We start from the raw sequence: 26,911 nt of genomic DNA on the forward strand, positions 1-26,911 counted from the left end.
CTTCGGGCAGTTGAAGTCCGAGATGTTCTATCTGCAGAAATTCGACACGGTCGAGGACCTCAAGGCCGCGATCGATGAGTACATTCATTGGTATAACTACGAACGGATCTCGTCACGACTTGGCGGCGTTGCCCCGATGGAATATCGAAGCAAGACCGCCAAGGATGGTGAGCCTATTTACGAACTATGCTGACCTCACAGCAGTCCAACTTTTGGGGACCAGTCCACGCCAGGTTGCTGCGCCGCCATCAGGTAGTAATAAGGAGGTGGGGAATGTCTTGAGGGATCGTCCGGAGATCCCTACTTCGGAGCAAGTCGTTTTGTCAGTGATGTGAACATTATGACGACGAACGACACTGCATTGCACGCTCAATCAGCGGAGCCGGACGCCCAACAGTCTCGGTTACGGTCGCGCTGGATCGGTATGCTCTGGGCCCTGCATTGGCTGCTGCGCATCGGATTGGCGATCGCGCTCCTGCCCTACGCCTGGACGAAGATCTTCCACGTTCAGATGGGCTATGCCGACTACGCTGACGCATTAGTCCAGTACGGCGAGATGAGCCCCATGGGGCTGCTGTGGCGGTTCATGGCGTTCTCCCCGACCGTTCAATTCCTGGCTGGCCTGGCTGAGCTTCTGGCCGTCGTCCTACTGCTCTTCCGTCGTTCTGCCTGGCTCGGCGCACTCATCGCGGCTCTCGACATGAGCGTGGTCTTCCTTCTCAATCTGACGTTCGACGTGCCGGTGAAGCAGCGCTCAGGAGCGATGGCCCTGGTCGGTCTCATCCTTCTCATCCCCAACGTGCCCCGAATCGTGAGATTCGCACTCGGGCGCAGCGTCGGACCGGTTGTCAGCGGCCTAATCTGGCACAACCGGATCTTCGTTCGCATCACCCGCTGGGTCTCCCCGATACTTGCTGTCGTCATCATCGTCGGCAGTGGACTGGCAACCGGAATCAGTCTCAAATGGGGCCGCCCTGGGACTCCTGAGGAGATCTCAGGTGTCTATACCATCACCACGTCAGGCAAACCGGCCCCGATCGAGGGCACCGACCATACAACCGCAGATATCACTCAGATCGCTTTCGGGCAGATAGGCTGGGGCTAGGGCAAGAGAATGAGCGTGCGGTACTCCGACGGAGACTTCCAGGACGGTGTCTACAGCGTCGATGGCCCGTCGATCACAGGGAAGCTCTACCAGGTCCGGAAAGGCGCTCAGGCGCTTATTCGCGATCCCTCCGGCACGGTTGAGTTCCGGTACGCGAAGGTCGGAGAGGGCGAGTTCTCTCTTCAAGCAGAGGACTCGGAACTGACGCTGCGCAATGATGATGAGCGAAGGTTCCTCTTCGATCGAGGCTTCCGCTGGGGACCCGAGACGCCCGTCAACCGCTGAAAGCCGATGAATGATTTGGGGCCCCGCCGATCGGCGGGGCCCCAATCCTTCAGGGATTCAACAGCTCAGCGGCGCATCAGCGTCCGAACAGCTTGGAGAACAGGCCCTTCTTCTTCGGCTTGGCGCCCTTGCTCGGTTCTTCCGCGATCGGAGTATCCGTCTCGGCGGGTTCGACAGACCCGTCTCCGAGCAGCCGCTCGTCTTGCTGCTGCTGTCCGCGTGCGGCGTCCGAAGCCTCCGCCGCAGGCTCTGCCGCTTCCTCGGCCTGAGCCTCGGGCGCCGGGGCCGCTTCCGCTGCCGGCTTCTCGTCTGGCACGGACTCCGTGGGTGCAGCTTCCTCTGTCTGAGCAGGCGTCGGTGTCGCGGGGGTCGACGCAGGTGGTGCGGCAACATCCTTCGCGGCGGGCGCGGAAGTCGAATCGGTCGCGTGAGAGGCGGCGGCTGCCTCGGCGGGGGTGCTTGTGGTTTCCGCAGCCGCGTACTGCTCGGCGGCCTCGCCCTCCAGCGGCGCATTCAGGTCGCAGTTGGAGATTCGACGCTGATCGTCGAAGGACAGGTCAGCCGAGCCGTCGGCGAACAGCATCCGCAGGCCGCCCTCGGGGAGCTCAGCCGTCGGAATGCCGCGTCTGGCGACGTACGCTTCGATGGCCGCGCGGTGGTCGGTCACCGTCGTCTGCGTCAGTCCCTGCATGAGCGCCCGCACAGAGACCTTGACCTGCGGTGCGGGCAGTGCGATCTCGGCGGCATCGACGAGGAGCCAGACAGTGGTCCCGGCTCCGGCGGCGGCAGGATAGTGGGCCCACTTGTCGGTGGCCTCCTTCGACGCCAGGGTCAGCCGCAGTGCGAGCTCCTCATCGAGGGAGAGCTCAGGTGTCGTGAGCTCGCTGACGTCCTTGGCGGCCCCGAACTTGCGCACCTCGTGGGAGAGCCCGACGACGGCATCGGGGAAGTCATTGACGTTCTCCCAACCCCACAGCCACGTCTTCTCCCTGCCTGACTCCGATCCGAGCAGATGCGGCCGGGTGCGCAGGACGGCGCCCTCGGTCGAGGTGAACGTCAGGTGCGGGTCGGAGCTGAAGTCGACTTCCCACTCGGCGTCGGCGATGAGCGCACCGAAATGCGTCTGCACCTCCGTCGAATAGAAGACGGCACGATTGACCAGGTCCTGCAGAGTTGAGCTCATGCTTTCAAGCGTATGCGGGAGCGCCCGAGAATCGAGGAGGCACGCGGTGCGAAGGCCGTGTCAGTGCCTCATGGTGAAGTGGAGGTCGTGGCAGAACGCCTGGATCTGCCGCCGGCTCGTCTATCTCTGAGAGGAGAACCAAAGTAAGATAGTCTGTTGCGCTTCGCAACTCTCACGACTCCATCATCAGCCGCTCTTCTCTCAGGACGTTCAACGTGGCATTACTCCGCCTGTCCCTGAAATACGCCAAAAACTACTGGCCGTTCATCATTCTGGTCGTCATCCTGCAGCTGGCCTCGACCATCGCAGCACTGTACCTGCCCAGCCTCAATGCGCGGATCATCGACGAGGGAGTCGCCAAGGGCGATACCGACTTCATCTGGTCGACGGGCATGACGATGCTGCTGGTCTGCCTCGTGCAGGTCGTCACCGCGATCACCGCGATCTACTTCGGCGCCCGCACGGGAATGGGCGTCGGCCGCGACCTCCGCAGAGCCATCTACCGTCAGGTCGACGACCTGTCGATGCTCGAAGTCGGAAAGTTCGGATCCGCCACCCTCATCACCCGCAACACCAACGACGTCCAACAGGTTCAGATGCTCGTGCTCATGACCCTGAACTTCATGGTCTCGACACCGATCATGTGCATCGGCGGCATCATCATGGCCCTGCGGGAAGACGCCGGGCTGTCCTGGTTGGTGTGGGTGTCCGTGCCCGTCCTGTTCATCGTCGTCGCCATTCTCGTCTACCTCCTCATGCCGCTGTTCCGCCGGATGCAGGACCAGGTCGACGACATCAACGGAGTTCTGCGCGAACAGATCACCGGCATCCGTGTCATCCGCGCTTTCGTCCGCGAGCCCTTCGAAACCGACCGCTACGCCGATGCCAACCGTGCCCTGACCGAAACCTCGGTCAAGGTCGGCAACCTGTTCGTGCTCATGTTCCCTGCCATCATGATGATCCTCCATCTCGCGACCGCCGCCGTCCTGTGGTTCGGCGGCCACCGCGTCGACGCCGGACAAATGGAAGTGGGATCGCTGACCGCGTTCCTGCAGTACCTGCTGCAGATCCTCGTGGCCGTGATGATGGGCGTATTCATGATGATGATGATTCCGCGCGCCGTCGTCTGCGCCGAACGCATCGCCGAGATCCTCGACACCCGCAGCACGATGACCATCCCGGCCGGTGTCACGGAGCTGCCCGGTCGCGGTGAGCTCGAATTCCGCAATGTCACCTTCGGCTATCCCGGCGCCGAGGTGCCTGTGCTCGAAGGACTGAACTTCACGGCCCAGCCCGGAACGACGACCGCGATCATCGGATCGACCGGTTCCGGCAAGTCGACGATCGTCAACCTCATCCCCAGACTCATCGACCCGCAGGTCGGCGAGATCCTCATCGACGGCACCCCCGTCACCGAGTTCAATCGCCACCAGCTGGCCCAGCTCATCGGTCTGGTGCCGCAGAAGCCGTACCTGTTCTCCGGCACGATCGCCTCGAACCTGCGCTTCGGCAATGAAGACGCCACCGATGAAGAGCTGTGGGAGGCCCTGCGCATCGCTCAGGCCGACGATTTCGTGGCCGAGAAAGAAGACAAACTCTCAGAACGCGTCGCCCAGGGAGGCACGAACTATTCCGGTGGGCAGCGGCAGCGTCTGTGCATCGCTAGAGCCCTGACGGTGAAGCCGCAGATCTACGTCTTCGACGATTCGTTCTCCGCCCTCGACGTCGCCACCGACGCCCGCCTGCGGGCCGCCCTCGACGAATCGACGGGGGACGCCACCGTCATCGTCGTCGCCCAGCGTGTATCGACGATCCGGGACGCCGATCAGATCATCGTCCTCGAAGCCGGGAAGATCGTCGGCCGCGGCACCCATGAGGAACTCGCCGAGGCGAACCCGACCTACCGCGAGATCATCGAATCCCAGCTGACCACGGAAGAGGTGGACTGACATGGCCGACAACACCTCAACTGAGACCGTGGTGGCCGCGGAAGACGAATACATCCCCGGCGGCGAAGAGCTGGAGATGAGCGGAGGCACACCTCCGCGCAAGGCCAAGCACTTCTGGCCATCGGTCAAACGTCTGTTCGGACTCATGGCCACGGAGAAGAAGGGCATGTTCTACGTCGTCGCCCTCGTTGTCGGCTCCGTCGTGCTCACCGTCATCGCGCCCAAGGTCCTCGGCAAGGCGATGGACGTCGTCTACTCCGGAGTCATCGGCGCTCAGCTGCCCGCTGGCGCGAACATCGACGACATCATCGCCGGGGCCCGCGCCGAGGGCCGGGACGACTTCGCCGATATGCTCACCACCGCCGAGGTGGTGCCCGGGCAGGGGATCGACTTCACGGCGCTCGGTCAGATCATCATCGCCGTCCTGCTCATGTACCTCGTGGCCTCGATGCTCATGTGGGCGCAGGGGTATATCCTCAACGCCCTGGTCATGCGCGTGGTCTACCGTCTGCGTGAGGACATCGAACGCAAGATCAACCGGCTGCCGCTGCGCTACTTCGACACCCGTCAGCGCGGCGACGTGATGTCGCGAGTGACCAACGACGTCGACAACATCCAGCAGGCCCTGCAGCAGGCGTTCTCTCAGCTCGTGCAGTCTGCGCTGACGATCATCGGCATCGGCGTGATGATGTTCATCGTGTCCTGGCAACTCGCACTGCTGGCTCTCATCGCTCTGCCGCTGTCGGCGATCATCGCCGGCGTCATCGGCACCCGTTCGCAGAAGCTGTTCAAGGCGCAGTGGAAGCACACCGGTGAGGTCAACGGGCACGTGGAAGAGTCATTCTCCGGCCTTGACATCGTCAGGGCCTTCGGTCGTGACGCGGTCATGCTCGAGGAGTTCGACCGTCGCAACGAATCGCTGTACAAGGCTTCGGCAGGAGCACAGTTCGTCTCCGGCATGATCATGCCCTCGATGCAGTTCGTGTCCTACCTCAGCTATGTCCTCATCGCCGTCGCCGGCGGCCTCAAGGTGGCGACGGGACAGATGACGCTCGGTGATGCGACCGCGTTCATCCAGTACTCACGTGAGTTCTCGCAGCCGATCTCCGAAATGGCCGGTGTCGCGAATATGCTCCAGTCCGGGGTCGCCTCGGCGGAGCGGACCTTCGAACTGCTCGACGCCGAGGAGGAGGACCCCGACGAGGTGCAGCAAGAACTGCCCCCGCGCACTCCGGGCAAGGTCGAATTCTCCGAAGTGAGCTTCCGGTATGCTCCGGAGACGCCTCTCATCGAGAAGGTGTCCTTCACCGCCGAGCCGGGACATACGGTGGCGATCGTCGGCCCGACCGGCGCCGGCAAGACCACCTTGGTCAACCTCGTGATGCGCTTCTACGAGATCACGGGCGGCACCATCTACCTCGACCGCATCGACACCCGCGACCTCAGCCGGGCCGACCTCCGCTCACATGTGGGCATGGTGCTCCAGGACGCGTGGCTGTTCGAAGGCACCATCGCCGACAACATCCGCTACGGCCGGCTGGGCGCCACCAATGAGGAAGTCGTCGCAGCCGCCAAGGCGACGATGGTCGATAGGTTCGTGCGCCAGCTGCCCGACGGCTATGACACCGTCATCGATTCCGACGGCGGCAGCGTCTCGGCCGGCGAACGGCAGCTCATCACCATCGCCCGAGCGTTCCTCGCCGACCCCTCACTGCTCATCCTCGACGAGGCGACCTCTTCGGTCGACACCCGCACTGAGGTACTCGTGCAGCAGGCGATGGCAGCGCTGCGAACCGATCGGACGTCGTTCGTCATCGCCCACCGGCTGTCAACGATCCGTGACGCTCACACCATTCTCGTGATGGAGGACGGAGCGATCGTCGAACACGGCAATCACGAGCAGCTGCTCGCGGCAGAAGGCGCCTACCACCGGCTGTACATGTCGCAGTTCCGCGGGGAGGACGCCGAGGAGCAGTTCACTGCCGAGGTGCTCGCCGAGGCCGAGGCCGGTGCGTCGGTCGACGAGGCTGCGGCCTCCGACAGCGCGGACGGACCGGATGCCGAAGGTGAAAGCCCCGAGGCGCCGGCAGAGGAAGGCCGCTCTCCGCAAGCCTGATCGTTCCGAGCAGTGGCAGGGTCCCCGAGCTTGAGCGCGGGGACCCTGCATCGCATTCACCGCAGAAATCAGGTGGCGAACGAGAATCCGACATAACGTTTTTCGGGGCATGAATGCCGAAGTCGATCCAAATGTGACACTGTTCTGAACGCTCTGCAGTGCGGCTCACCAGCCCCAAATAGAAGTTGCTGTGCAGGTGAGAGCACAGCCTGAGGCACGAACACGTGAAGCACCATAATCAGGGCGCACGACCAGTATTGCGAAGTGATAAATATTCGGCCAAACACCTCTATCACTTCTGTCATGACCTAAATGACCTAAAGTCGTGCGCTCTCCTATGCCTGCGTATGGTCCATGCCATAACCGAAGACGGCAACCGACCAGAACTCTGGAAGGACCATCATGAAACGGTTGGCAATGGCGGCAACGTTCGCTCTGGCACTCTCCCTCGGAGGATGGGGTCAGGCAGCCGCACAAGCAGATGAGCGCACAACTGCGCAAGCTGCCGACGTCCAAGCCGCAGGAGAAGCAGGAAACAGCGACGCAGAATCCCCGGGCACAGAGGACCCGCCCACGGATCCTGGTGACGACGCCGCTGATCCCGGCACACCCACCGAACCCGGCGACGGGGAGGAATCGACTGAACCGGGAGGCGATGAGAACGCAGCCGATGCCGGCGACGGTGAAGAGGCGGCCGACCCTGGCGAAGGTTCGGACGAACCGACCGAGGACTCGACCCCGATCGATGCCTCGTTCTCCCTCGACCAGTCGTCGATGACCGTCGACGAGGCAGCCGAGGCCATCCCGTACACCATCACCGGGCTGAAGGCCGGAGACACCGTCACCGCCGGACCCGGCGAGAACGGCTCCATCACCGTCGACAGTGACGGAACGTTCAACGGAGAGCTCCGCGGCAACACCGAGCTCAAGGTCGGCGACGTCGTCGATGTCACCGTGACCGTCGCCCGCGACGGAGAGGAGTCGAAGACCTTCAGCGGCAGTGTGGAGATCACCGACAGCCAAGATGACTCGGATGCGACCGTCAGCGTCGACCCGCAGAGCCAGGGGATCGACTCGTATCTCGACAACGGTGTCGACATCACCGTGAGCAATTGCGAGGCGGGCGAAGAAGTGACCGTCACCATCGTCCGCAAGGGCGAAGATACGAGCATCTGGGAAGAGACGAAGACCGCCGGCGATGACGGTTCGGTCTCCACGTCCTTCATGCCAGGCACCGGCGGTGACGGATGGATCGGTGACTTCGTGGTCAGTGCAGAATGCGGTGACACGAGTGCCGAGACGACGTATTCCGTCACTGAGAACGACGACGGCTCCGATGCGGACCTCAGTGTCACCCCGCAGAGCCAGAAACTCGCCGACTTCCTCGAGAACGGAGTCAACATCACCCTCGTCGACTGCCATGTCAACTCCGAGGTGAAGTTCCAGGTGAGCTCCGCGAAAGACCCCGACACCGTGATCTGGGACGAGACCCAGGAAGCCGGTGAGGATGCAGCGGGATCCGTCCAGTTCCTACCCGACGGTGACGGCGGCAAGGGCTGGATCGGTGACTTCAAGGTCGTGGCCTCCTGCGGTGACAAGAGCGCAGAGACCACGTCCACTGTCACCGACGACGGCATCGTCGTCGACCCCGAGCTCTCGATCAACCCCGAAAAGATTTCGGGGGAGGACTTCATCGACCGGGACCAAGGTGTGCAGCTGATGGTCAACAAATGCGTCCCGGATGCTGACGTCCACTTCGAGGTCTATTCCGGGGACGAGGGCGAGAAACTCTACGAACAGACCGCGACGGCCAATGAAGAAGGCGCGGCCGGAATCCACGTCTACGGACTCGGGGATGATCCCGCATACTACGTCGGGACCTACAAGGTCTTCGCCGAATGCATGGACATCGGCAGGTCAGGAAAGTTCGCCGTGACCGGCGGTGAGTTCGGTGGCGGCAACGGAGGAGACTCCGGTGAAGCCGGCGGATCCGGGGGCGGCTCGTCGATGCCTCGCACCGGTACCGAACTCACCGGGCTGGCTGCAGGCGTCCTGCTCATCCTCGGCGGTGGAGCGGCCATCGGTCTGGTCCGCCGGAAGAACAAGAGCTGACAGTGACCGGTGACCCGTCGGGTTGGTGACTCCACCCGGCCCGACGGCGAGAAGCGGTCCTGGCGGAAACGATCGGCCCCGATTCCTCGACTTCGTGTCGAAGAACCGGGGCCGATCTGTGCTGTCCTCACGGGCGGTGCCGAACCAGTTCGCGTGCACGCCCGTTGAGTCTCGTCGGAGCCTTGCAGGTGCAGGAACAACGGGCCTAGCTTGATCGTCGTGGAGGCAAGGAAGCTTCCACGAAACCGATGAAAGAGGAGCACAGTCATGTCCAATCCAGGACAGCCCGAAATCAAACGCGGTGACAAGGGCGCCGCGGTCCTGCGTGCCCAGCGAGCTCTGCGGAGAACTCCCGATCTCAGCGTCGCAGTCGACGGTGATTTCGGACCCGACACCGAAGCGGGGGTCAAACGGTTCCAGAAAAGCGTCGGTCTGGATGACGACGGCATCGTCGGAAAGGACACCTGGGAAGCACTTCCGATCGGTGGTCCGATGCCTCTGCTGAAGACCGGATCGATAGGTGATGTCTTCCGCGACCTGCAGAAGGTACTCATCTCTGGTGCAGACAGCGGTGATTGGTCGTCGCGGGGCGAAGCCGACGGAGACTTCGGGGCTGGCACGAAGGAGTCTGTGGAGGACTTTCAGAAGTGGGGTGGCGTCGACTCAGACGGCATCGTCGGGGACAGACCCTGGGCCGTCCCACTGCACACCACGAACAGCACTCTCGAGACCGCCGTCGGACTCGACTGGGCCGAGGACTGAGTCCCGCCAGGCTGCTGCTGACGGTTGCGGTCCCCTCTTCCTGAGTTGCGAACAGGGGACTGCAATCTGAAGTCTCCGAAATCGGCGATAACAATCCAGCCTGCCGAATTCTGCGGAGTGATGACGATGTGATCGACAGTCTGATCACTGCCTGTGCACCCGCATCTGTCTGCCGCATCCGGAGCTGCCAACTCCGAACCGAGCTCGCCGGGACAGAGCGGATGACCAGGAACGACAGCGTCGCCTCGTCGAGGTCGCAACTGCGCGTGGAACTCGAACCTGAACGACGGCTCAGCGTTCGAATCAGCAGGTCACATTGACGTCTCGAAACCGGCCGGAACGCTGTTTCGAAGTTGTCATGACCACAATGATCAGAACTCCACAGATCGCTTTCGTCTTGCCTACGGTCGCACTACAACCGAATACGGCAGATCAACCCGACAACGCTTTCAGAACATCACTGGCAAAGACGAAAGAAGGATGATCACAATGAAGAAGCTCGCACTCGCCGCGACCGTCGCCCTCGGCATCTCGGCCCTCGCGGCCGGACCGACCGCGGCCTCAATCGGGCCAGCATCCGCCGCAGAATCGGGTACGGAAGGTGCTGCGGCGGACCGGACGGACTCGAACCACACAGTCTCCTCTGGCGAGGTCGACTCGAGTGACGATTCGACGGTCAAAATAGCCGACCTGGCATTGAAGTATCGAACGATGACGCCGGCTGAGGTGACTGAAGGCAAAGGCATCGAGTACACGATCGACGGGCTCGAGAAGGGCGACCGGGTATCGACAAGCTTGGATAACATTCTGCATACGGTCGAAAAGCACGGAGCGTTCGACGGGGCTGTCGCGATGGACAAGAAACCTGATGTCGGTTCGAACGTCGAATTCACGGTGAAGCTCGAACGCGGGGATGAACCGGAGCGAGTGTTTCACGAGCGAGTTCGGATCATCGAAGGGGATCGGGGCGACTACGATGACGGCACCCTCGAGATGGATCCGGAATCGACGATGCTCGACGAGGGCCTCTACCGGGAGGGACTCAACCTGACAATGGTCAACTGTTCGGCCGAGGACACAGTTGCCTTCACCGTGTACAGGAAGGACGACGACGTCAGGAAGAAGGTCTGGGAGAAGAGCCAGGTGACCGGGGAGGACAAGTCCGCATCAGTGCGGTATATGCCGAGAGAGAACATGCCGCCGACCGGTGAGTACGAGGCGGTGGCCAAATGCGGTGATCTCGAGGACTCGGCGACGATCGAAGTGGATCCCACCGAACCCCCTGCGTGAGGTCATTGCAACGGACTTCGGCAGTATGCCGAGGAGAAGCGCAGCCTCTTGCGGCTCAGCCCTTGGCGACGAGCGTGCGCACGGCGGAGGAGAAGAACCCCTGACCGTCGATTCCGCCGCCCGACTCGGGGCCGAAGCCGGCCTCGACGGCGTGTTCGGGGTGCGGCATGAGGCCGACGACGTTGCCTGCTTCGTTCGTGATTCCGGCGATGTCGCGCAGAGATCCGTTCGGGTTGAAGCCCTGGTAGCGGAAGACGACGCGTCCGGTGGACTCGAGTTCGTCGAGCACTTCGTCGGTGGCGACGTACCCGCCCTCACCGTTCTTCAGCGGAATGCGGATCGTCTGACCCTGCTCATAGTCGCTCGTCCACGCGGTGTTCGCGTTCTCCACGACCAGGTCCTGGTCGCGGCAGATGAAATGCTGGTGATCGTTGCGGATGAGCGCACCGGGCAGCAGATGGGATTCGCAGAGGATCTGGAAGCCGTTGCAGATGCCGAGCACCGGCATACCGGCATTCGCCGCAGCGACGACGGACTCCATGATCGGAGCGAATCCGGCGATTGCGCCGCAGCGCAGGTAGTCACCATAGGAGAACCCGCCGGGCAGGATGACGGCGTCGACTCCGGACAGAGTCGAATCCGCATGCCATAGGTTCACCGGGTTCGCACCGGCCAGACGCACGGCGCGAGCGGCGTCGCGGTCATCAAGCGTTCCGGGGAACGTGACGACTCCGACGGAGACACCGGACTCGGGCGTCGCCTCGGCGGTGGGATCAGCCGCGACAGCGGTCACGACGCGTCCTCGGCCACGCGGACGGCCACGACGTTTTCGATCACGGGGTTCGACAGCAGCTTCTCCGCGGCTTCGCGTGCCTGGGCGAGGACCTCTTCGGTGGCTTCGCCGTCAACCTCGAGTTCGAACCGCTTGCCCTGACGAACCTCACCGAACCCGGTGAAGCCCAGACGGGTCAGTCCGCCGGAGATCGCCTTGCCCTGGGGGTCAAGGATCTCGGGTTTGGGCATCACCTCAACGACGACACGTGCCATGCGTGTACTGCTCCTTTGTGAAAGTGTTCGGGAGTTCCTCCCGCGCTCACCCAGAGTCTACCAACCACGGCCGAATTCCCCGCCCGCGGTCCGGTCGCCGGACAGGCCGGAGCCCTCAGGAATCGAAGCCCATGCCGACTGCATCGAGGACCTTGAGCAAAGGTCCGCGACGGCCTTCGTTCTCATCGGCCTTGATCAGCGCATTCGTCGTCATCTTGATGCCCAGCCACGCCACCGGCTCGGGCGGGAACGGCAGGGGCAGCTTGCGCACCATCTCGAGCTCGGTCAGTTCGGTGTCCTCACCGGAGAGCAGATCGAGCATGACCGTTCCAGCGAACCGAGACGCACCCACTCCGAGCCCGGTGAACCCCGCAGCCATGGCAACCTTCTTCCCATAGGCGCTGGTGAAGAACGAGAAGAACCGCGAGCAGGTGTCGATCGGTCCGCCCCATTTATGGGTGAACTTCAGCCCGACCAGCTGCGGGAAGGTCTCGAAGAAGTGCTCGGCGAGGGTCTCGAACGTCTCGGGCCGCTGATCGTATCTCCACGACACCTGCCGCCCGAAGTGGTAGACGGCGTCCCAACCGCCGAAGAGGATCCGGTTGTCAGCGCTCAGCCGGTAGTAGTGGAATCTGTTTGCACAGTCGCCGATGCCCTGACGGCCCTCCCACCCGATCGCAGCCATCTGCTCGTCGTTCAGCGGCTCGGTCATCAGCGCATAGTCGTAGACGGGAACCGTATGCAGACTCACCCGCCTGAGGAGCGAGGGGAACACATTCGTCGCCAGGGCCACGCGCTGCGCGGTGATCGTCGACGATGCCCGCGAGGAGGCAGCCGCCCCCGTTCCGCCGCCCGTCGTATTTGCGGCCTCGCCGGTGGGCTCGGTGGCGACCTCTACGGTGGTCTTCCGATCGCTGACATCGGTGACCTTCGTGCCCTCATAGACCTCGACCCCGAGTTCGCGGACGACCCGCAGCAGCTCCCAGCACAGCTTCGCCGGATGGACGAGCGCGACCTCGCGAGAATCCCACAGCGCACCCTTGTACGTCGGTGACTTGACGATCCCCGCGAGCTCCTGCTGGTCGAGGAAGACGAAACCGGAATCGGGATCGTGAGCCTCCCGCAGCTCGGCGACCTGGTAGTCCTCGGTGGCGACATCGAGTTCGCCCGTGCGTTCGAACTCTACGTCCATCCCGTACTTCGCCACCGTTGCTTCGATGGTGTCGAGGTTCTCCCGGCCCAGCTGCGCGAGCCGATCGTTCTCCTCCGGCAGGTGGGCTTCCCCGTTGTCATAGCCGTGAGTGAGGCTGGCCGCGCAGAATCCGCCATTGCGCCCCGAGGCGGCCCACCCGATCGAGTTCGCTTCGACGAGCACTACCCGACGGTTCGGGTCCCGCTCCTTGGCCTGCAGAGCAGTCCACAGACCCGTGAACCCGCCGCCGACGACGAGGAGGTCGGTCTCGCGGTTCTCCTGCAGCGGCGGCAGCGGCTCCGGACGCAGGTCGGTGTCGAGCCAGAACGGAATGGTCGAGGCGTCGGCCAATGCGGCATTGACGTCCATGTCACTTCACTTTCTTCGCTGTGCGGTCGGTGGGCACTCTGCCGGACAGGCAGGTGCGGTCGGTTGGCACTCTGCCAGACCGGCAAGTGCGGGGTGGTGCGAAACGGCGGGCCGGCACGAGCCGGCGAACTTCGGGGCCGCCTCGGTGATGGGGCTCCTCATGCGGCCATCGTCTTGATGATCTCCGTGGCGTTCCCGCCGGCCTTGCGCAGGACGAAGCCGACGAAACCGAGCGCGGCGAGGGTGAGCACGAACATCACCGTCGACATCGCCGCGACCTCGGGGCGCAGAGCCACGCGGACGGCGGAGAAGATGTAGACCGGCCACGGGGTGTAGCCCGGCTGCTGGACGAAGCTCGAGAGGATCGTGTTGTCGAGGCTGACGGTGAACGACATCAGAGCTCCCGCGAGGATGCCGGGAGCCGCGATCGGCAGCGTGATGTCCTTGAACCGGTTCCACGGGGTGGCACCGAGATCGGCGGCGGCATCCTCGAGCTGGGTGTCCATTCCGGCGAGCCGGGCCCTGACGATGAACGTCACGATCGCCATGGAGAACATCGCGTGCGAGATGATGAGCCTGACCAGGCCGTTGTTGAGCGGGGTGATGCCCCAATCGACGCCGACGGTGACGAACCACGGCAGGAATGAGATGCCGTCGACGATCTCGGGGGTGACCAGGGTCAGTCCGAGGATCGCGGTCAGTCCGAGTGCCCACCATGCGCCCCTTCTGGCCCTGGCCAGAGCGACTCCGCCGAGGGTGCCGAAGATCGTCGAGACGATCGCTGTGCCGACAGCGGCCTGCAGGCTGGTGACGATGGAGGAGACGATGATGTCGTTGTTGATGCCGCTGATGTAGGCGTGCAGGCCGAAGCCGCGGAAGTTCGCGAGCACCTTGCCGTTGTTGAACGAATAGGCGATGATCACCGCGATCGGCACGAACAGGTAGATGAAGACGAGGATGCCCCAGGCGTGCAGGGCGATATCTGTCGGTGTCCGACGTGCGAACGTGTTCTTCTTCGGCATCTCAGGCCCTCCCGTCATGCAGCGGAACACTGTTGAGCTTGGCCGTGATCGCCTGCCCGAGCTTGAGCAGTGCGAAGCCGACCCCGACGACGGCCAAGGTGGAGATGATGAGGATCATCGCCATGGCCGCTCCGACCGCCCAGTTCTGTGCGGTGTTGAACTGATTGGCGATGAGCTGACCGATCATGGAGCCGCTCGCTCCGCCGAGGACGGTCGCGGTGACGTAGTCGCCGTTGAGCGGGATGAACACGAGCAGGCAGCCGGAGACGACTCCGGGCATCGCCATCGGCAGCGTGACCCGCATGAAGGTCTTCACCTTCCCCGCGCCGAGGTCGTAGCTGGCTTCGCGCAGCTTCTTGCCCGAGGCGTCGATGGCGACGAACAGCGGCAGGATCATCAGCGGCAGGTAGTTGTAGACGACGCCGATCTGCACTGCCGTTCGCGTGTAGAGGATGTCGAGGGGGCCGTCGAGCAGTCCGAGTCCCTGCAGCCAGTTCGACAGGAACCCGTCGGGAGAGAGCATGATCTGCCACCCGAGGGTGCGGACGAGGAAGTTCGTCCAGAACGGCACCATCACCAGGGCCAGAGCCAGTGACCTGCGGGCGGGTGCAACCTTGATCGCCAGCCAGTACGCGAACGGCAGGGCGATGATCAGGCACAGCAGGGTGCCGAGCAGCGAGATGCGCAAGGTCGCTGCGAAGGTCGAGACGAAGCTTGCGCTCATCGCCTCCGGGTACCGACCGAACGACAGGCGATCGGTGGCGATGGCCGTGAACTGGTCGGGCTTGTACCCGAAGCTGTAGAAGACGATGAGGGCGAGGGGAATGATGAAGAAGAACAGCGCATAGGCCCATGTCGGAAACGACATGGCCGCCGCGCCGAAGAACTTCGTCGCCGGCTTCTTCGGTCGTGGCTGCTGCGGTCGGGTCTGTGTGCTCATGCTCCGCTCCTGGCCTGGGCGTCGGTGAGGATCTTCGTCCGGATCTGATCGGCCGGAGTCTGCTTGCTCGGTTCGAGGCGGTCGAGGACCTTCTGTGCGGGGAAGATGAGGTCCTGCTGGTCGAGGTCGGCCTTCTTCGCCTGCTCGGCCAGGCCCTTCGTTCCGATCGGGTAGCCGATGTAGTCGAGCTGGTCGACCGCGGTGTCCGGCGAGAGCATGTGGTTGATGAAGGCGTGCGCGGAATCCGGGTGCGGGGCGCCGGTGGCGATCGCCCAGCAGTCCATCCACAGATTCGCCGAGGGGGTCGGAAAGACGAACTTCCAGTTCTCCGGGTCCTTGACCTCGGTCAGGCCCTGCCTGGCGTCGCCGTTGAAGGCGTGCAGAAGAGTGAAGCTGCCCTGAATCATGCTCGTGGCGGCATTGCCGACATAGGCCTTCACGTTCGGAGCCAGATCGTCGACGATGATCTTCCGCGCCTTGTCGAGCTCTCCCTCGTCCTGAGTGTTGAGGCTGAAACCCTGTGCAGCCAGGGCGATCGCCGAGACCTCCCAGGGGTCCTCGAGCAGAGCGGTCGTCCCGGCCGCTTCCTTCTGTGCGGCATCGAGGAAGTCCTGCCAGCTGGTCAGCTCCCGGTCGATCTTCTTCGTGTTGTAGACGAATCCGGTGGTGCCCCACGCCTTGCAGATCGAGTACGTGTTGTCCGGGTCGAAGTACTGATGCGTGAAGTTCGGGTCCATGTGCTCGAAATTCGGGATCAGGCTGAGGTCGAGCTCCTGGAGCAGGTCATGTTCGAGCATCTGCGGAATGTTCGACCCCGTCGGCACAACCACGTCGTATCCGGACGTCCCGCGTGAGGTCGAGAGCTTCGCCACGAGCTCCTCGTTCGACCCGTAGGCGTCGACCTGAACGAGGATGTCGTTCTTGGATTTGAACGCGTCGAGGAGTTCGGGATTGTCGTAGTCGCCCCAGGAGTAGAGGTTGAGCTTCGATTCGAGCTCTCCGTCTGTCGGCGGCGACGCGGCCATCTTCGTGGTCTTCCCGCAGGCGCTCAGCGCACCGAGGCCGACCACTCCGAACCCGGCCAACAGCGCTCGCCGGCTCAACCTCGCCGAGGCGGCCCGCGGCGCCAGGAATGTCACATCGGGTCCCTGCCGGACCATTTCAGGCACCGTCTTCGACGGCGGCAGTGACCGCGCTCGGCTCATGGTCGTACACGGCGACGGCGTCGGCGTCCCAGCTCAGCCCCACCTCGGTGCCGGCGCTCATCGGCTCCCGCCCTGCGGCAGGCACGCGGGCGAGGATCTCGTCGTTGTCACCGACGACGATCATGTACTGGATGACATCGCCCAAGAACGAATACGAGATCACGGAGCCGCGGGCCGTGTTCGCCTCCCCGGAGTTCTCACCTGCCGGGGCGACGTGCATCCGTTCGGGGCGGATGGCTGCGCGCACTCGGTCGCCGACCTCGAGATTCCGGGGCTCACCGGCGGCGGTGGCCGGTTTGAGTGTCAGCGTCGGGGCGGTGAGCACGGCGTTGGCCGTGCGCAGGGTCGCGGCCGTCGAATCGGTGGACGCCACCTCGGCGGAGATGAAGTTCTGCTTGCCGATGAAGCCGGCGACGAAGCCGTTGTGCGGGTTCGCGTAGATGTCCTCACCGGAGCCGATCTGCTGGATGACGCCGTCGTACATGACGACGATGCGATCGCTCATCGCCAGCGCCTCATCCTGATCGTGGGTGACGAAGACGAAGGTCGTGTCGAGCTTCGTGTGGAGGCGTTTGAGCTCGAGCTGCATCTCCTCCCGCAGCTTCCTGTCGAGCGCCGACATCGGCTCGTCGAGAAGGAGGACCTGCGGCCGGTTGACCAGCGCCCGGGCCAGGGCGATGCGCTGCTGCTGACCGCCGGAGAGCTGTTCGGGCTTGCGCCCGGCGAAGTCCTCCATCTGCACAAGTGCGAGGGCCTCGCGGACGCGCTGCGCGATCTCCGGTTTCGGGACCTTCGCCTGCTTGAGTCCGTAGGCGATGTTGTCGGCGATGTTCATATGCGGGAACAGCAGGTAGGACTGGAAGACCGTGTTGACCGGTCGGCGGTGCGGCGGCAGGGACACGATGTCCTTGCCGGCGAGCAGGATCGCACCGTCGGTGGGGGTCTCGAAGCCGGCGATCATCCGCAGCAGGGTGGTCTTTCCGCAGCCGGAGGGGCCGAGCAGGGAGAGGAATTCGCCCTTGCGGACGCTCAGCTCAAGGCGTTCGATGGCGGTATTGTCGCCGAAGACCTTCTTCACACCTTGGATCTCGAGGTGGTCGAGTCCGGTCTGCGCAGAGGGCGCCGAGGTGGCTGTACTGGTCATGATGGCCTTTCGTCTTCAGCTGGCTGAGCCGGTGGTGGTCGGGGCGGACGGCGTGGTTGGTTCCGGTGTGCGAGGCGGCAGGGCGTCGTGGACGAGGCGTCCGTCGCAGATCGTCAGTTCGTTCGTGATCTCCGCGATATCGGTCGGCGGCAGTTTGAAGGGATTGGCGCCGGCCAAGGCGAGGTTGGCCGGCCGACCGGGGCGGATGTGGCCGTTGTCGGCCGAGCGCAGCAGGCGTGCCGAACCTGCGGTGTAGGCACGCAGCGCCGTCATCAGATCGATGGCCTCGTCGGGCAGCAGCGGCGACTCATCCGCGGCGGTCGGGTGCGAGCGGTTGAGCGCGACATGGATCGCGTCCCACGGGTTCGCCGTCGATACCGGCCAGTCCGAACCCATCGCCAGATGGGTGCCGGAGCGGTTGAGAGACCCGAAGGGATAGAGCCAGCCGCTGCGCTCGGCACCGAGGAACGGCAGGTTGAGGTCGATCATCTGCTCGTCATAGCAGGCCCACAGCGCCTGCAGGTTCGCGGTGACGCCGAGTTCGGCGAAGCGGGGGACATCGGCGGGATCGACGACCTGGACGTGGGCGATATGGTGACGGCGTTCGCCGGTGTCAGCTGCGCCGGTCGTCCCGGTGCCGGCCGTGCCCTGGCTGCGGACAGCCTCGAAAGCGTCGAGGGCGGCCTTGACTGCGGCATCGCCGATCGCGTGGCAGTGGATGTCGAAACCGGCCGCATCGAGGGCCGCGAACGAGGCCTCGAGGTGGGCGCGAGTGAAATAGCTCGTTCCGAAGCCGCCGCAGGTGCACGTGTATTCGGTCGTCATCGCCGCGGTCCGGGACTCGACGATCCCGTCGAGCATGAACTTCACCGAGGTGGCGCGGAAGCGTCCGTCGGAGCGTGCGAGATCAGTCAGTCGGGCCACTTCGGCGTCGATGTCCTCGACTCCGCGCCGCCACCACAGGCTGCCGACGACCTCGGACCGGAGCACGCCCGATTCCGCTGCCCCGACGTAGGTGTCGTACGGGTCGCGGTGGCCGCCGTAGTCGCCGACGATGGCGTCCATCCACGCGGTCACGCCGAGGGAGTTGAGGTAGCGCTGACCTTCGCGCAGACCGGCCAGGACCTCCTCATCGGAGGCGGCGGGAACGTGGGCTGAGACGAGGTCGATGGCCGATTCGTGCAGGCACCCGGTGGGACGGCCCGCGGAATCGGCGACGATGACGCCGCCGGCAGGTGCCGTGGACGTCTCGTCGAGTCCAGCTGCGGTCATCGCCTGCGTGTTCACCCATGCCGAATGGTGGTCGGCGCTGAGCAGGATCGCGGGCCTGTCGGGGCAGGCCTCGTCGAGGATGTCGGCGGTCGGGTCTCCTCCGGGAAAGTGGGCCATCGACCAGCCGCCGCCGATGACCCAGTCGTTCGCGGGGTCGGTCGCGCCGTCATCACGGGTCGTCTCGGCGACATAGTCGCGGATCATCTGCAATGCCGCTTCGAGGCTGTCCGCTCCGCTGATATCGCAGGCCAGGGCCTCCTGACCGCCGAAGGTCGTGTGCACATGCGCATCGACGAAGCCGGGAGTGAGCAGCTTGCCGTCGGCGTTGATCGTGCGCGACGCGGGCACAGCTGCGGGTCCGGTGCCGATCTCGGTGATGATCCCGTCGCGGATGCTCACACGATTCTCGGCGCGCAGAGCCTCACCGTCGAAGATCGTGACATCGAGGATATCGAGGTCCAAGGCTGCCTCCCGACTGCAGTGTCGTGGCAGAGGCGGATGGCCGAGCCCGCTCTCTGAGTGTGTTGTGGATCACTGTGAAGTCACCTTATCCGAACTTCCCCCGTGATTCCACTGATTTCGTGGCAGAAATATGCGGCAACTGAGGGAAACTGCAACACGGATCGCCAGTAGCGCTGATTCAGCGTCTCACACTGCGATATTCGCACAGGAGTCGTTGGCGGCAATGGTGAAGCCGCGGGGCACCGACTTGTCGTCGATGCCCCGCGGCTTCTGTGGGGTTGAGAACTGCGCGCTTCAGCCGGGGAAGGTCTCTCCGGTGAGCTTCTCGAAAGCCTCGATATAGCGGGCACGGGTCTTCTCGACCACCTCGGCGGGCAGCGCCGGGGGAGGAGTGTCCGATGCCTTGTCCCAGCCGGATTCTTCGGTCAGCCAATCGCGGACGAACTGCTTGTCGAAGCTCGACTGAGCCTTGCCTGCCTCATAGCCCTCGGCGTCCCAGAAGCGGGAGGAGTCCGGGGTGAGCACTTCGTCGCCGAGGACGACCGTGCCGTCGGGCAGGGTGCCGAACTCGAACTTCGTGTCGGCGAGGATGATCCCGCGTTCCCGGGCGATCTGCTCGGCACGCTGGTAGATCTCCACGGTCAGGTCGCGCAGCTTCTCTGCGGTCTCGGTCCCGACGGTCTCGGCGACGGCTTCGAAGCTGACGTTCTGATCGTGCTCGCCGAGCTCGGCCTTCGTTGCCGGAGTGAAGATCGGAGGCTCGAGGCGATCGGCCTCGACGAGTCCGGCCGGCAGCTGGATGCCGCACACGGACCCGGTGGCCCGGTAGTCCGACATTCCCGAACCGGTGAGGTAGCCGCGGGCCACGCACTCGACGGGGACCATGGAGAGGTTCTGCACGATCAGCCCGCGGCCGGCCACGGCTTCGGGCACGTCTGAGCTGATGACATGGTTGCCGATGACATCGGAGAGCTGGTCGAACCACCACAGGCTCAGTCCCGTGAGCACCTTGCCCTTGTCCGGGATCTCCGAGTCGAGGACCCAGTCATAGGCGGAGATCCGGTCCGAGGCGACCATGAGCAGCTGTTCGGCACTCGCTGCATCGGCGGCGTCGGCGGGAATGTAGAGGTCGCGGACCTTCCCCGAGTACACGTGCTTCCAGCCCGGCAGCACTGGGGCGACTGGTGCGGGGGCGGCGTATCCGGAGGCGAGCTCGATACGTCCGGCGGCGGCCGCCTCGGCGATATCGGTGCGGTGCTGCTCACCGTCCCACTTGATCTGGTCGACCGCTGCGTAGGCCCTCGCTCGCGCATCGTCGAGGTCGTCGCCGAGGGAGACGACGGAGAGCACGCGGCCGCCGGAGGTGACGATGTCACCGGTCTCGGCGATGTCCTTCGTGATCACGGCATCTTCGGGAGCGAATCCGCCGCTGGGACCGGTCGCGAGTTTCGTGCCCGCGTGCAGGACGCTGGTGTCGGGCAGGGTCGCGACGGTGCCGAGCCCGCGGATGATGTCGCCGGTGGTCGGAGTCCCCGGGTAGTTCTCGGCGGCCATGACCACTGTCACCGAGGAGCGCGGATCCCATTCGAGAGGCGCGGTCTCGTTCAGGCGTCCTTCGGCAGCGGCGAGCAGCGTCTGGCCCAGGGGGCTGGACAGGCGGGCGAGCACCGACTGGGTCTCCGGATCGCCGAAGCGGACGTTGAACTCGATGACGCGCAGACCCTTGCGCGTCAGCGCGAGGCCGCAGTAGAGGAGCCCGGTGAACGGGGTGCCGCGGCGGGCCATCTCATCGACGACGGGCTGGGCGACGGTGTCGATGATCTCGTCAACGGTGCCGGCAGGCAGCCACGGCAGCGGCGAATACGCGCCCATCCCGCCCGTGTTCGGGCCGGTGTCACCGTCTCCGATGCGTTTGAAGTCCTGAGCCGGGGCCAGGGGAACGGTGGTCGTGCCGTCGCAGAGGACGAACAGGGAGACCTCGGGGCCGTCGAGATAGTCTTCGATGACGACCCGGTCGGAGACTTCGAGGCAGGAGCTCGCATGCGTCATCGCGGCGTCGAAGTCATCGGTGACGACGACTCCCTTGCCGGCGGCCAGGCCGTCGGCCTTGACCACGTGCGGGGCGCCGAATTCGCGCAGCGCGGCCGCCGCCTCGTCGGTCGAATAGGCGACGACGGTGCGTGCAGTCGGCACGTTCGCGGACTCCATGACCTCCTTCGCGAACGCCTTCGAGCCTTCGAGGTGCGCGGCTTCCGCGCTGGGGCCGAAGACGGGGAAGGAGGCTTCGCGCAGAGCATCCGCAACTCCGGCGACCAGCGGGGCTTCGGGCCCGATGACGACGAGATCGACGTCGAGGGTCTCAGCCAGCGCGGTCACGGCGGCGGCATCCGAGGCATCGACTGCCTCGGTGTGGGCGATCTGCGCGATACCGGGATTGCCGGGAGCGGCGATGACGGCGTCGACCTGCGGGTCGCGCGAGAGAGCGAGGACAAGGGCGTGTTCACGGGCGCCCGAACCGATGACAAGAACCTTCACGCCACCAGCCTAAAGGGTCGTAGGCTTGAGTGCGTGACCTTCTCGACTTTCACCCCCGTGCAGGCCGCCGAGCTCGCAGTCGTCGAGCGCTCCGGCTTCATCGAATCCCGGCACATCGGGTCCGCCGTCGTCCTCGACCCGGACGGATCACCGCTGATCAGTCTGGGCGCCCCCGACGCTGCAGTGTTCACACGCTCGAGTCTCAAACCGCTGCAGGCGATCGCGGCGATGAGCCTCGGGGCGCAGCTGACCGGACCCGCCGCGGCCCTGGCCGCCGCCTCGCACAAGTCCGAAGCCGGGCACGTCGAGGTCGTCGAATCGATGCTGGAGGCCGCCGGGCTGAGCGTGCCCGATCTGCAGTGCCCGTCCGCCCACCCTGCCGACGGAGCCTTCCGCCGCGAACTGCAGGAACTCGCACGGACGCAGGGGGACGAGAACACCGACCCGCGCTCGCCCCTGTATTTCAACTGCTCCGGCAAGCACGCTGCGTTCCTCGCCGCCGCCCGCGCCATCGGCGCCGACACCTCCACCTATCTGTCCCCGGACCACCCCGTGCAGCAGAAGGTCGCCGAGGTGGTCGCCGACTTCGCCTCAGAGGAACCGTCCGCGGTCGGCATCGACGGTTGCGGAGCCCCCGTGTTCGCGCTCAGCCTCACCGGCCTCGCCCGCGCCATCGGCCGCGTCATCCGGTTGGGCAGCAGCGATGACACAGAGGATGACACAGAGAAGGAGGGAGCGTGGGCTGCCTATGAGAGCGAGGCTCGCACCCTCACCGAGGCGGTCTTCGCCGATCCGTGGACGATCGAAGGACACGGCCGACCGAATTCGACCGTCATCGACAAGCTCGGCGTCTTCGCCAAGGGCGGGGCCGAAGGAGTCATCGTCATGGCCACCCGCTCCGGGTATGCCGTCGCCGTGAAATGCCTCGACGGGTCCTCGCGGGCCACCGGGCTCGTCGCCCTCACCCTGCTCCAGTGGGCGGGAGCGTTCGACGTTGAGCCGGGAGCCGCCTCGGCGTCGGGGAAGGATACGGTCGACGCCGTGATCGCCGCGATCACGGATCCGGTCACCGGAGGCACGGATTCCGAGGGGCGGACGAACGTTGTCGGACGCCTGGAGCTCGGGGAAGATATTGCCACAATCGGTGAGAGGAAGAGGGACTGATGGCGATTCGCAGAAGGATCGACCCCGATCAGGGGCGCAGCGCACTCGAGATGTGGCTGACTCAGGCGAGGCTCGACGCAGCCCCGGCCGACCGGTCGACCATCGCCACCGCCGTGCGGTTCACCCTCGAGGAGCTCGCCTCCCGAGCCGAAGGCAACAGCGTCGAAGTCCGGGTCCCGCCGTTCGGCGTCACCCAATGCATCGCCGGACCCCGGCACACCCGCGGCACCCCGCCGAACGTCGTCGAGACCTCGGCCGAGGTGTGGCTGGGTCTGGTCACCGGACGCACCGACTTCCAGGCCGCGCTCGCCGCCGGCGACATCGAGGCCTCGGGGACCCGAGCCGACCTCGGCGACTTCCTGCCCCTCTTCACCACCGCAGAACTCGAGGCCCGAGCATGAGCGCACAGATCACGCAGACGACGTCGTTCATCGGCGGGCGGCATGTGCCGTCCCTGCTCACCTACGCCAATATCGACCCGGCCACCGGAGGCCAGCTCGGCGATATCGCCCGCGCCGGAGCCGATGAAGTCGACCGGGCGGTGCAGGCTGCGGCGAAAGCGCAGCGGGAATGGAAGCGCTCGAGCCCGGAACAGCGCTCCCGCCTGCTCATCGCCACCGCCGCCGTCATCACCGCCAACCGCGACGATCTGGCCCGCATCGAATCCGAGGACACGGGCAAACCGCTCACCCAGGCCTATGCCGACGTCGATGTGTGCGCCCGCTACTTCGAGTTCTACGGCCACACCATCGAGTCCTACTACGGTCACGCGATCCCGCTGGCCGAGGACATGCACGTCTACACGCGCCGGGAGCCCTTCGGCGTCACCGGACACATCGTGGCCTGGAACTATCCGCTCCAGCTCATCGGCCGTGCCGCCGCCACCTCGCTGGCCACCGGCAACTGCGCCGTGGCCAAACCCGCGGATGAGACCCCGCGCTCGACCGTGCGGTTGGCTGAACTCATCCACTCCGTCGGCTTCCCGGCCGGAGCCTTCAACGTCGTCACCGGCCTCGGCGCGGAGGCGGGAGCGGCACTGAGCGCCCACCCCGGAGTCGCACATCTGGGCTTCGTCGGGTCGACGCAGACCGGCTCGGCCATCGCCCGCGCCGCTGCCGATCGGGTCGTGCCCACGGTCCTCGAACTCGGCGGGAAGTCCGCGAACATCGTCTTCCCCGACGCCGATATCGAAGCGGCGATCCCGTCGCTGGTGCGCTCCATCATCCAGAACGCCGGGCAGACCTGCTCGGCCGGGTCCCGGCTCATCGTCCACCGTGACATCCACGCCGAGGTCGTCGAGAAGATGGCCGCCGCTATGGCGCAGGTGACCATCGGCTACGGTCTCGAGGACCCGATGCTCGGGCCCCTGATCTCGGCCAAGCAGCATGAGCGGGTGGACGGGTTCCTCTCCGAGGTCGGTTCCGGGCAGATCGTCACCGGCGGCACACGGCCCGACGGTCTGGCCGACGACCTTGCGGCCGGGGCGTTCATCACCCCGACCATCGTCGACTCCGTCGACCCGGCGTCCCGGATCGCCCAGGAAGAGGTCTTCGGCCCCGTCGTCGTGACCCTGCCGTTCGCCGACGACGATGAGGCCGTGGCGCTGGCCAACGGCACCGACTACGGTCTGGTCTCGGCCCTGTGGACGCAGAACATCTCTCGTGCCCACCGTCTGGCCGCCGAGGTCGACGCCGGTCAGATCTTCGTCAACACCTACGGTGCCGGCGGGGGAGTAGAACTGCCCTTCGGCGGGTTCAAGAAGTCCGGCTACGGACGCGAGAAGTCCATCGAAGCCCTCGACGAATACACGCAGACGAAGACCGTCGCCATCAAACTGTGACTGTGCCGAAGAGGGCGGTGCTGAGGTGACCTTCCCGGTCCTCGGGCTCGTCCTCATCGCCTCCGTCGCCCACGCCGTATGGAACCTCGCCGCGAAGTCCGTCACCGGTAAGGGGTACGCTTTCGTGCTCGCCTACCACGGGCTCTCGGCGATCCTGCTCGCTCCGCTGGCAATCGTCATCGTCCTCACCGGAACGCAGTCGCTGAACTGGGGTCTGGTCGGTGCGGCGGCGCTGAGCGCGGTCTTCCACATCGCCTACTCCGTGGCCCTGCAGTCCGGCTACGACCACGCCCCGCTCGGCGTCGTCTACCCGACGGCGCACGGCACCGGGCCCGTGGTCACGATCATCATCGCCGTGGCCTTCCTCGGTGAGCGTCCCACCTTCGCCGAGGCGGCCGGAGCCTTCACCGTCATCGCAGGGATCGCTGTCGTCACGATCCGTCCCCGCGGCGGGGACGGCCCCACCAGCAGTGACGGACTGCGCCGCGGGCTCGCTTGGGGCGGGCTGATCGGGGCGTTCATCGCCTCATACACGCTGTGGGACGACTTCGCCATCAATCATGTCAGCGACTCCCCGCTGCTCTACTTCGCCGTGTCCGAAGCCTGCGTCGGGTCGATCATGACCGCGGGAGCCTTCGCACTTCCCGGCGGGCGGGAGAAGCGCGCCGATTTCAGAGAGATCCTGACGAGCCACAAACGCGCGCTGGTGACCGTGGCGTTCCTCTCACCCTTGGCGTATGTGCTCGTCCTCTATGCGATGCAGCAGGCACCGGTGGCGCTCGTGGCCCCCGTACGGGAGACCTCGATCATCGTCGGCACACTGCTGGCCTGGTGGTTCTTCGGAGAGAGGAACGTGGTGCTCAAACTCGCCGGTGCCCTCCTCGTGGTCGCAGGTATCGGGCTCATCGCCCTCGGGTGAGAGGGGCGCGGCTCAGCGGCGGCGCCCGGGCTGACGGCGGTTGACCCGCACCACCCGCACTGGGCACACTGCGTGCGAGAGCACGCCCTGCGACGTCGACCCGAGGACGGTGGCGACGAATCCGCCGCGGCCGCGGGAGCCGATGGCCATGAGATCGGCGGTGTATGTGGCCGACACGAGTACCTCGGTGGCGGGAGCATCGAAGACCGAGTACCGCACCTCGAGATCGGGGAAGTCGCCCTCGAGGGAGTCGGCAGCGGCAGTGAAGGACTTCGCCGCTTCGTCGTACATCCGGATGAGGTGCTCCTCGCTGGGCATCCACTCGGGCGAGAGGATATGCGTGGCGGTGACCCCGACGAGGCGCAGCGGAACACCGTAGATCGCGGCCTGCGAGGCCGCGGCACGCAGCACCGGGGTGTCGGTCTCGAAGGGATCGACAGCGGCGACGACCTCCCCGGAGAAGTCGGGTCGGGTTCGTCGGTCCGCCTCGGCGGAGGGATCATCCGTCGTGCGGACGGGAGCGTCGACGGGCAGGGGAGTCGTCGGCATGACCCGGGTCGGCCACGTGCTCGGGACGACGACGGTCGGGCACTGCGAGTGCGCGGGCATCGCCAGGGCCACGGACCCGAGGAGACGACCGGCGAACCCGCCGCGACCGCGGGCGCCGACGACGGCGAGGGCGGCGTTCTTCGAATGCTCGACCATGACCCCGGAAGCGTCACCGGGCGCGATCGTCGTCGACACGGGAACTCCGGCCTTGGTGACGGTGGCGGCGGCCGCCTCGGCGATGTCTTCGACGGTCTTCTTCACGGCGCTGTCGAAGTCGGCGGGGTAGACGATGTCGGCCTGGCTCATATTGACGCCGGGGACGGTGTAGGCGGAGACGATGCGGATCTCGGAGGAGGTCTTCTGTGCATGCGTGATCGCCCACTGCAGGGCGCATTCGGCGTTGTCGGAGCCGTCGATGCCGACGATGATCGTGTGGGACATATCGCTAA

23 protein-coding genes are annotated in these 26,911 nt (G+C 65.2%); 12 read left to right on the plus strand and 11 right to left on the minus strand.

Annotation, left to right across the window (positions count from 1 at the left end):
- The 3 genes from BI49514_RS09435 to BI49514_RS16940 all read left to right on the plus strand — a co-directional run.
- A partial coding sequence (locus tag BI49514_RS09435) for an IS3 family transposase (RefSeq protein ID WP_145996187.1) occupies positions 1–193 on the plus strand: 193 nt, incomplete at its 5' end.
- A 231-nt stretch (positions 194–424) separates the two neighbouring features.
- Positions 425–1,105, plus strand: coding sequence for a hypothetical protein (locus tag BI49514_RS09440; protein WP_244195003.1), 681 nt, complete (start codon positions 425–427; stop codon positions 1,103–1,105).
- A 9-nt stretch (positions 1,106–1,114) separates the two neighbouring features.
- Positions 1,115–1,390: a hypothetical protein gene (locus BI49514_RS16940; RefSeq protein WP_244195004.1), complete on the plus strand. Its 276-nt coding sequence runs from the start codon at positions 1,115–1,117 to the stop codon at positions 1,388–1,390.
- A gap of 76 nt (positions 1,391–1,466) precedes the next feature.
- Here the strand turns inward: BI49514_RS16940 and BI49514_RS09445 are convergent, their stop codons facing one another.
- Positions 1,467–2,573, minus strand: coding sequence for a DUF6882 domain-containing protein (locus BI49514_RS09445; protein ID WP_167443911.1), 1,107 nt, complete (start codon positions 2,571–2,573; stop codon positions 1,467–1,469).
- A gap of 215 nt (positions 2,574–2,788) precedes the next feature.
- Between BI49514_RS09445 and BI49514_RS09450 the strand changes: the two genes are divergently transcribed.
- The 5 genes from BI49514_RS09450 (at position 2,789) to BI49514_RS09470 (ending at position 10,802) form a co-directional block, all read left to right on the plus strand.
- Entirely contained in the window at positions 2,789–4,522 is a 1,734-nt protein-coding gene (locus BI49514_RS09450) for an ABC transporter ATP-binding protein (RefSeq protein ID WP_101546308.1), read from the plus strand.
- Between the two features lies 1 nt (position 4,523).
- The gene (locus tag BI49514_RS09455; protein WP_101546309.1) at positions 4,524–6,638 is read left to right on the plus strand and encodes an ABC transporter ATP-binding protein; all 2,115 of its coding nucleotides are present in this window, start codon (positions 4,524–4,526) and stop codon (positions 6,636–6,638) included.
- 402 nt (positions 6,639–7,040) lie between these two features.
- Positions 7,041–8,750 carry an ICP22 family protein gene (locus tag BI49514_RS09460; protein ID WP_145996201.1) on the plus strand — a complete coding sequence of 570 codons (1,710 nt, stop codon included), beginning with the start codon at positions 7,041–7,043 and terminating at the stop codon, positions 8,748–8,750.
- A gap of 267 nt (positions 8,751–9,017) precedes the next feature.
- Positions 9,018–9,512 carry a peptidoglycan-binding domain-containing protein gene (locus tag BI49514_RS09465; protein ID WP_101546311.1) on the plus strand — a complete coding sequence of 165 codons (495 nt, stop codon included), beginning with the start codon at positions 9,018–9,020 and terminating at the stop codon, positions 9,510–9,512.
- 489 nt (positions 9,513–10,001) lie between these two features.
- On the plus strand, positions 10,002–10,802 hold the full coding sequence (locus BI49514_RS09470; protein WP_101546312.1) for a hypothetical protein: 801 nt from the start codon (positions 10,002–10,004) through the stop codon (positions 10,800–10,802).
- A 55-nt stretch (positions 10,803–10,857) separates the two neighbouring features.
- Here the strand turns inward: BI49514_RS09470 and purQ are convergent, their stop codons facing one another.
- The 9 genes from purQ to purD all read right to left on the minus strand — a co-directional run bounded on the left by purQ (position 10,858) and on the right by purD (position 21,990).
- Entirely contained in the window at positions 10,858–11,595 is a 738-nt protein-coding gene (purQ, locus tag BI49514_RS09475; protein ID WP_101546313.1) for a phosphoribosylformylglycinamidine synthase subunit PurQ, read from the minus strand.
- The gene (gene purS / locus BI49514_RS09480) at positions 11,592–11,849 is read right to left on the minus strand and encodes a phosphoribosylformylglycinamidine synthase subunit PurS (protein ID WP_025780534.1); all 258 of its coding nucleotides are present in this window, start codon (positions 11,847–11,849) and stop codon (positions 11,592–11,594) included. Before purS ends, purQ begins: the two co-directional genes overlap by 4 nt.
- Before the next feature lie 115 nt (positions 11,850–11,964).
- The gene (locus tag BI49514_RS09485) at positions 11,965–13,410 is read right to left on the minus strand and encodes an NAD(P)/FAD-dependent oxidoreductase (protein WP_101546314.1); all 1,446 of its coding nucleotides are present in this window, start codon (positions 13,408–13,410) and stop codon (positions 11,965–11,967) included.
- 158 nt (positions 13,411–13,568) lie between these two features.
- Positions 13,569–14,432: an ABC transporter permease gene (locus BI49514_RS09490; RefSeq protein ID WP_101546315.1), complete on the minus strand. Its 864-nt coding sequence runs from the start codon at positions 14,430–14,432 to the stop codon at positions 13,569–13,571.
- Between the two features lies 1 nt (position 14,433).
- Positions 14,434–15,372, minus strand: coding sequence for an ABC transporter permease (locus tag BI49514_RS09495; RefSeq protein WP_101546316.1), 939 nt, complete (start codon positions 15,370–15,372; stop codon positions 14,434–14,436).
- Positions 15,369–16,511 carry a polyamine ABC transporter substrate-binding protein gene (locus BI49514_RS09500; protein ID WP_244195005.1) on the minus strand — a complete coding sequence of 381 codons (1,143 nt, stop codon included), beginning with the start codon at positions 16,509–16,511 and terminating at the stop codon, positions 15,369–15,371. The genes BI49514_RS09495 and BI49514_RS09500 overlap by 4 nt, the downstream gene beginning before the upstream one ends.
- 22 nt (positions 16,512–16,533) lie before the next feature.
- Positions 16,534–17,721, minus strand: coding sequence for an ABC transporter ATP-binding protein (locus BI49514_RS09505; RefSeq protein ID WP_101546318.1), 1,188 nt, complete (start codon positions 17,719–17,721; stop codon positions 16,534–16,536).
- A 15-nt stretch (positions 17,722–17,736) separates the two neighbouring features.
- Positions 17,737–19,455: an amidohydrolase gene (locus tag BI49514_RS09510; RefSeq protein ID WP_101546319.1), complete on the minus strand. Its 1,719-nt coding sequence runs from the start codon at positions 19,453–19,455 to the stop codon at positions 17,737–17,739.
- Positions 19,456–19,749: 294 nt separating this feature from the next.
- Entirely contained in the window at positions 19,750–21,990 is a 2,241-nt protein-coding gene (gene purD / locus BI49514_RS09515; RefSeq protein WP_101546320.1) for a phosphoribosylamine--glycine ligase, read from the minus strand.
- 33 nt (positions 21,991–22,023) lie between these two features.
- On the opposite strand from purD, the gene BI49514_RS09520 reads away from it, so the two are divergent.
- The 4 genes from BI49514_RS09520 to BI49514_RS09535 are packed head-to-tail and all read left to right on the plus strand — an operon-like array spanning position 22,024 to position 25,913.
- On the plus strand, positions 22,024–23,154 hold the full coding sequence (locus BI49514_RS09520) for an asparaginase (RefSeq protein ID WP_101546321.1): 1,131 nt from the start codon (positions 22,024–22,026) through the stop codon (positions 23,152–23,154).
- A complete protein-coding gene (locus tag BI49514_RS09525) occupies positions 23,154–23,555 on the plus strand; it encodes a sterol carrier family protein (protein ID WP_101546322.1) in 402 nt (133 codons plus the stop codon). Before BI49514_RS09520 ends, BI49514_RS09525 begins: the two co-directional genes overlap by 1 nt.
- A complete protein-coding gene (locus BI49514_RS09530; RefSeq protein ID WP_101546323.1) occupies positions 23,552–24,994 on the plus strand; it encodes an aldehyde dehydrogenase family protein in 1,443 nt (480 codons plus the stop codon). The genes BI49514_RS09525 and BI49514_RS09530 overlap by 4 nt, the downstream gene beginning before the upstream one ends.
- A gap of 25 nt (positions 24,995–25,019) precedes the next feature.
- Positions 25,020–25,913, plus strand: a complete 894-nt coding sequence (locus BI49514_RS09535; RefSeq protein ID WP_101546324.1) for an EamA family transporter — start codon at positions 25,020–25,022, stop codon at positions 25,911–25,913.
- Between the two features lie 12 nt (positions 25,914–25,925).
- On the opposite strand, the gene BI49514_RS09540 is transcribed toward BI49514_RS09535, so the two are convergent.
- On the minus strand, positions 25,926–26,903 hold the full coding sequence (locus BI49514_RS09540; protein ID WP_101546325.1) for a universal stress protein: 978 nt from the start codon (positions 26,901–26,903) through the stop codon (positions 25,926–25,928).
- Positions 26,904–26,911: the final 8 nt, after the last annotated feature.

The sequence above is a fragment of the Brevibacterium iodinum ATCC 49514 genome, from assembly GCF_900169265.1.
In the GTDB taxonomy this organism is placed as follows: Bacteria; Actinomycetota; Actinomycetes; order Actinomycetales; family Brevibacteriaceae; genus Brevibacterium; species Brevibacterium iodinum.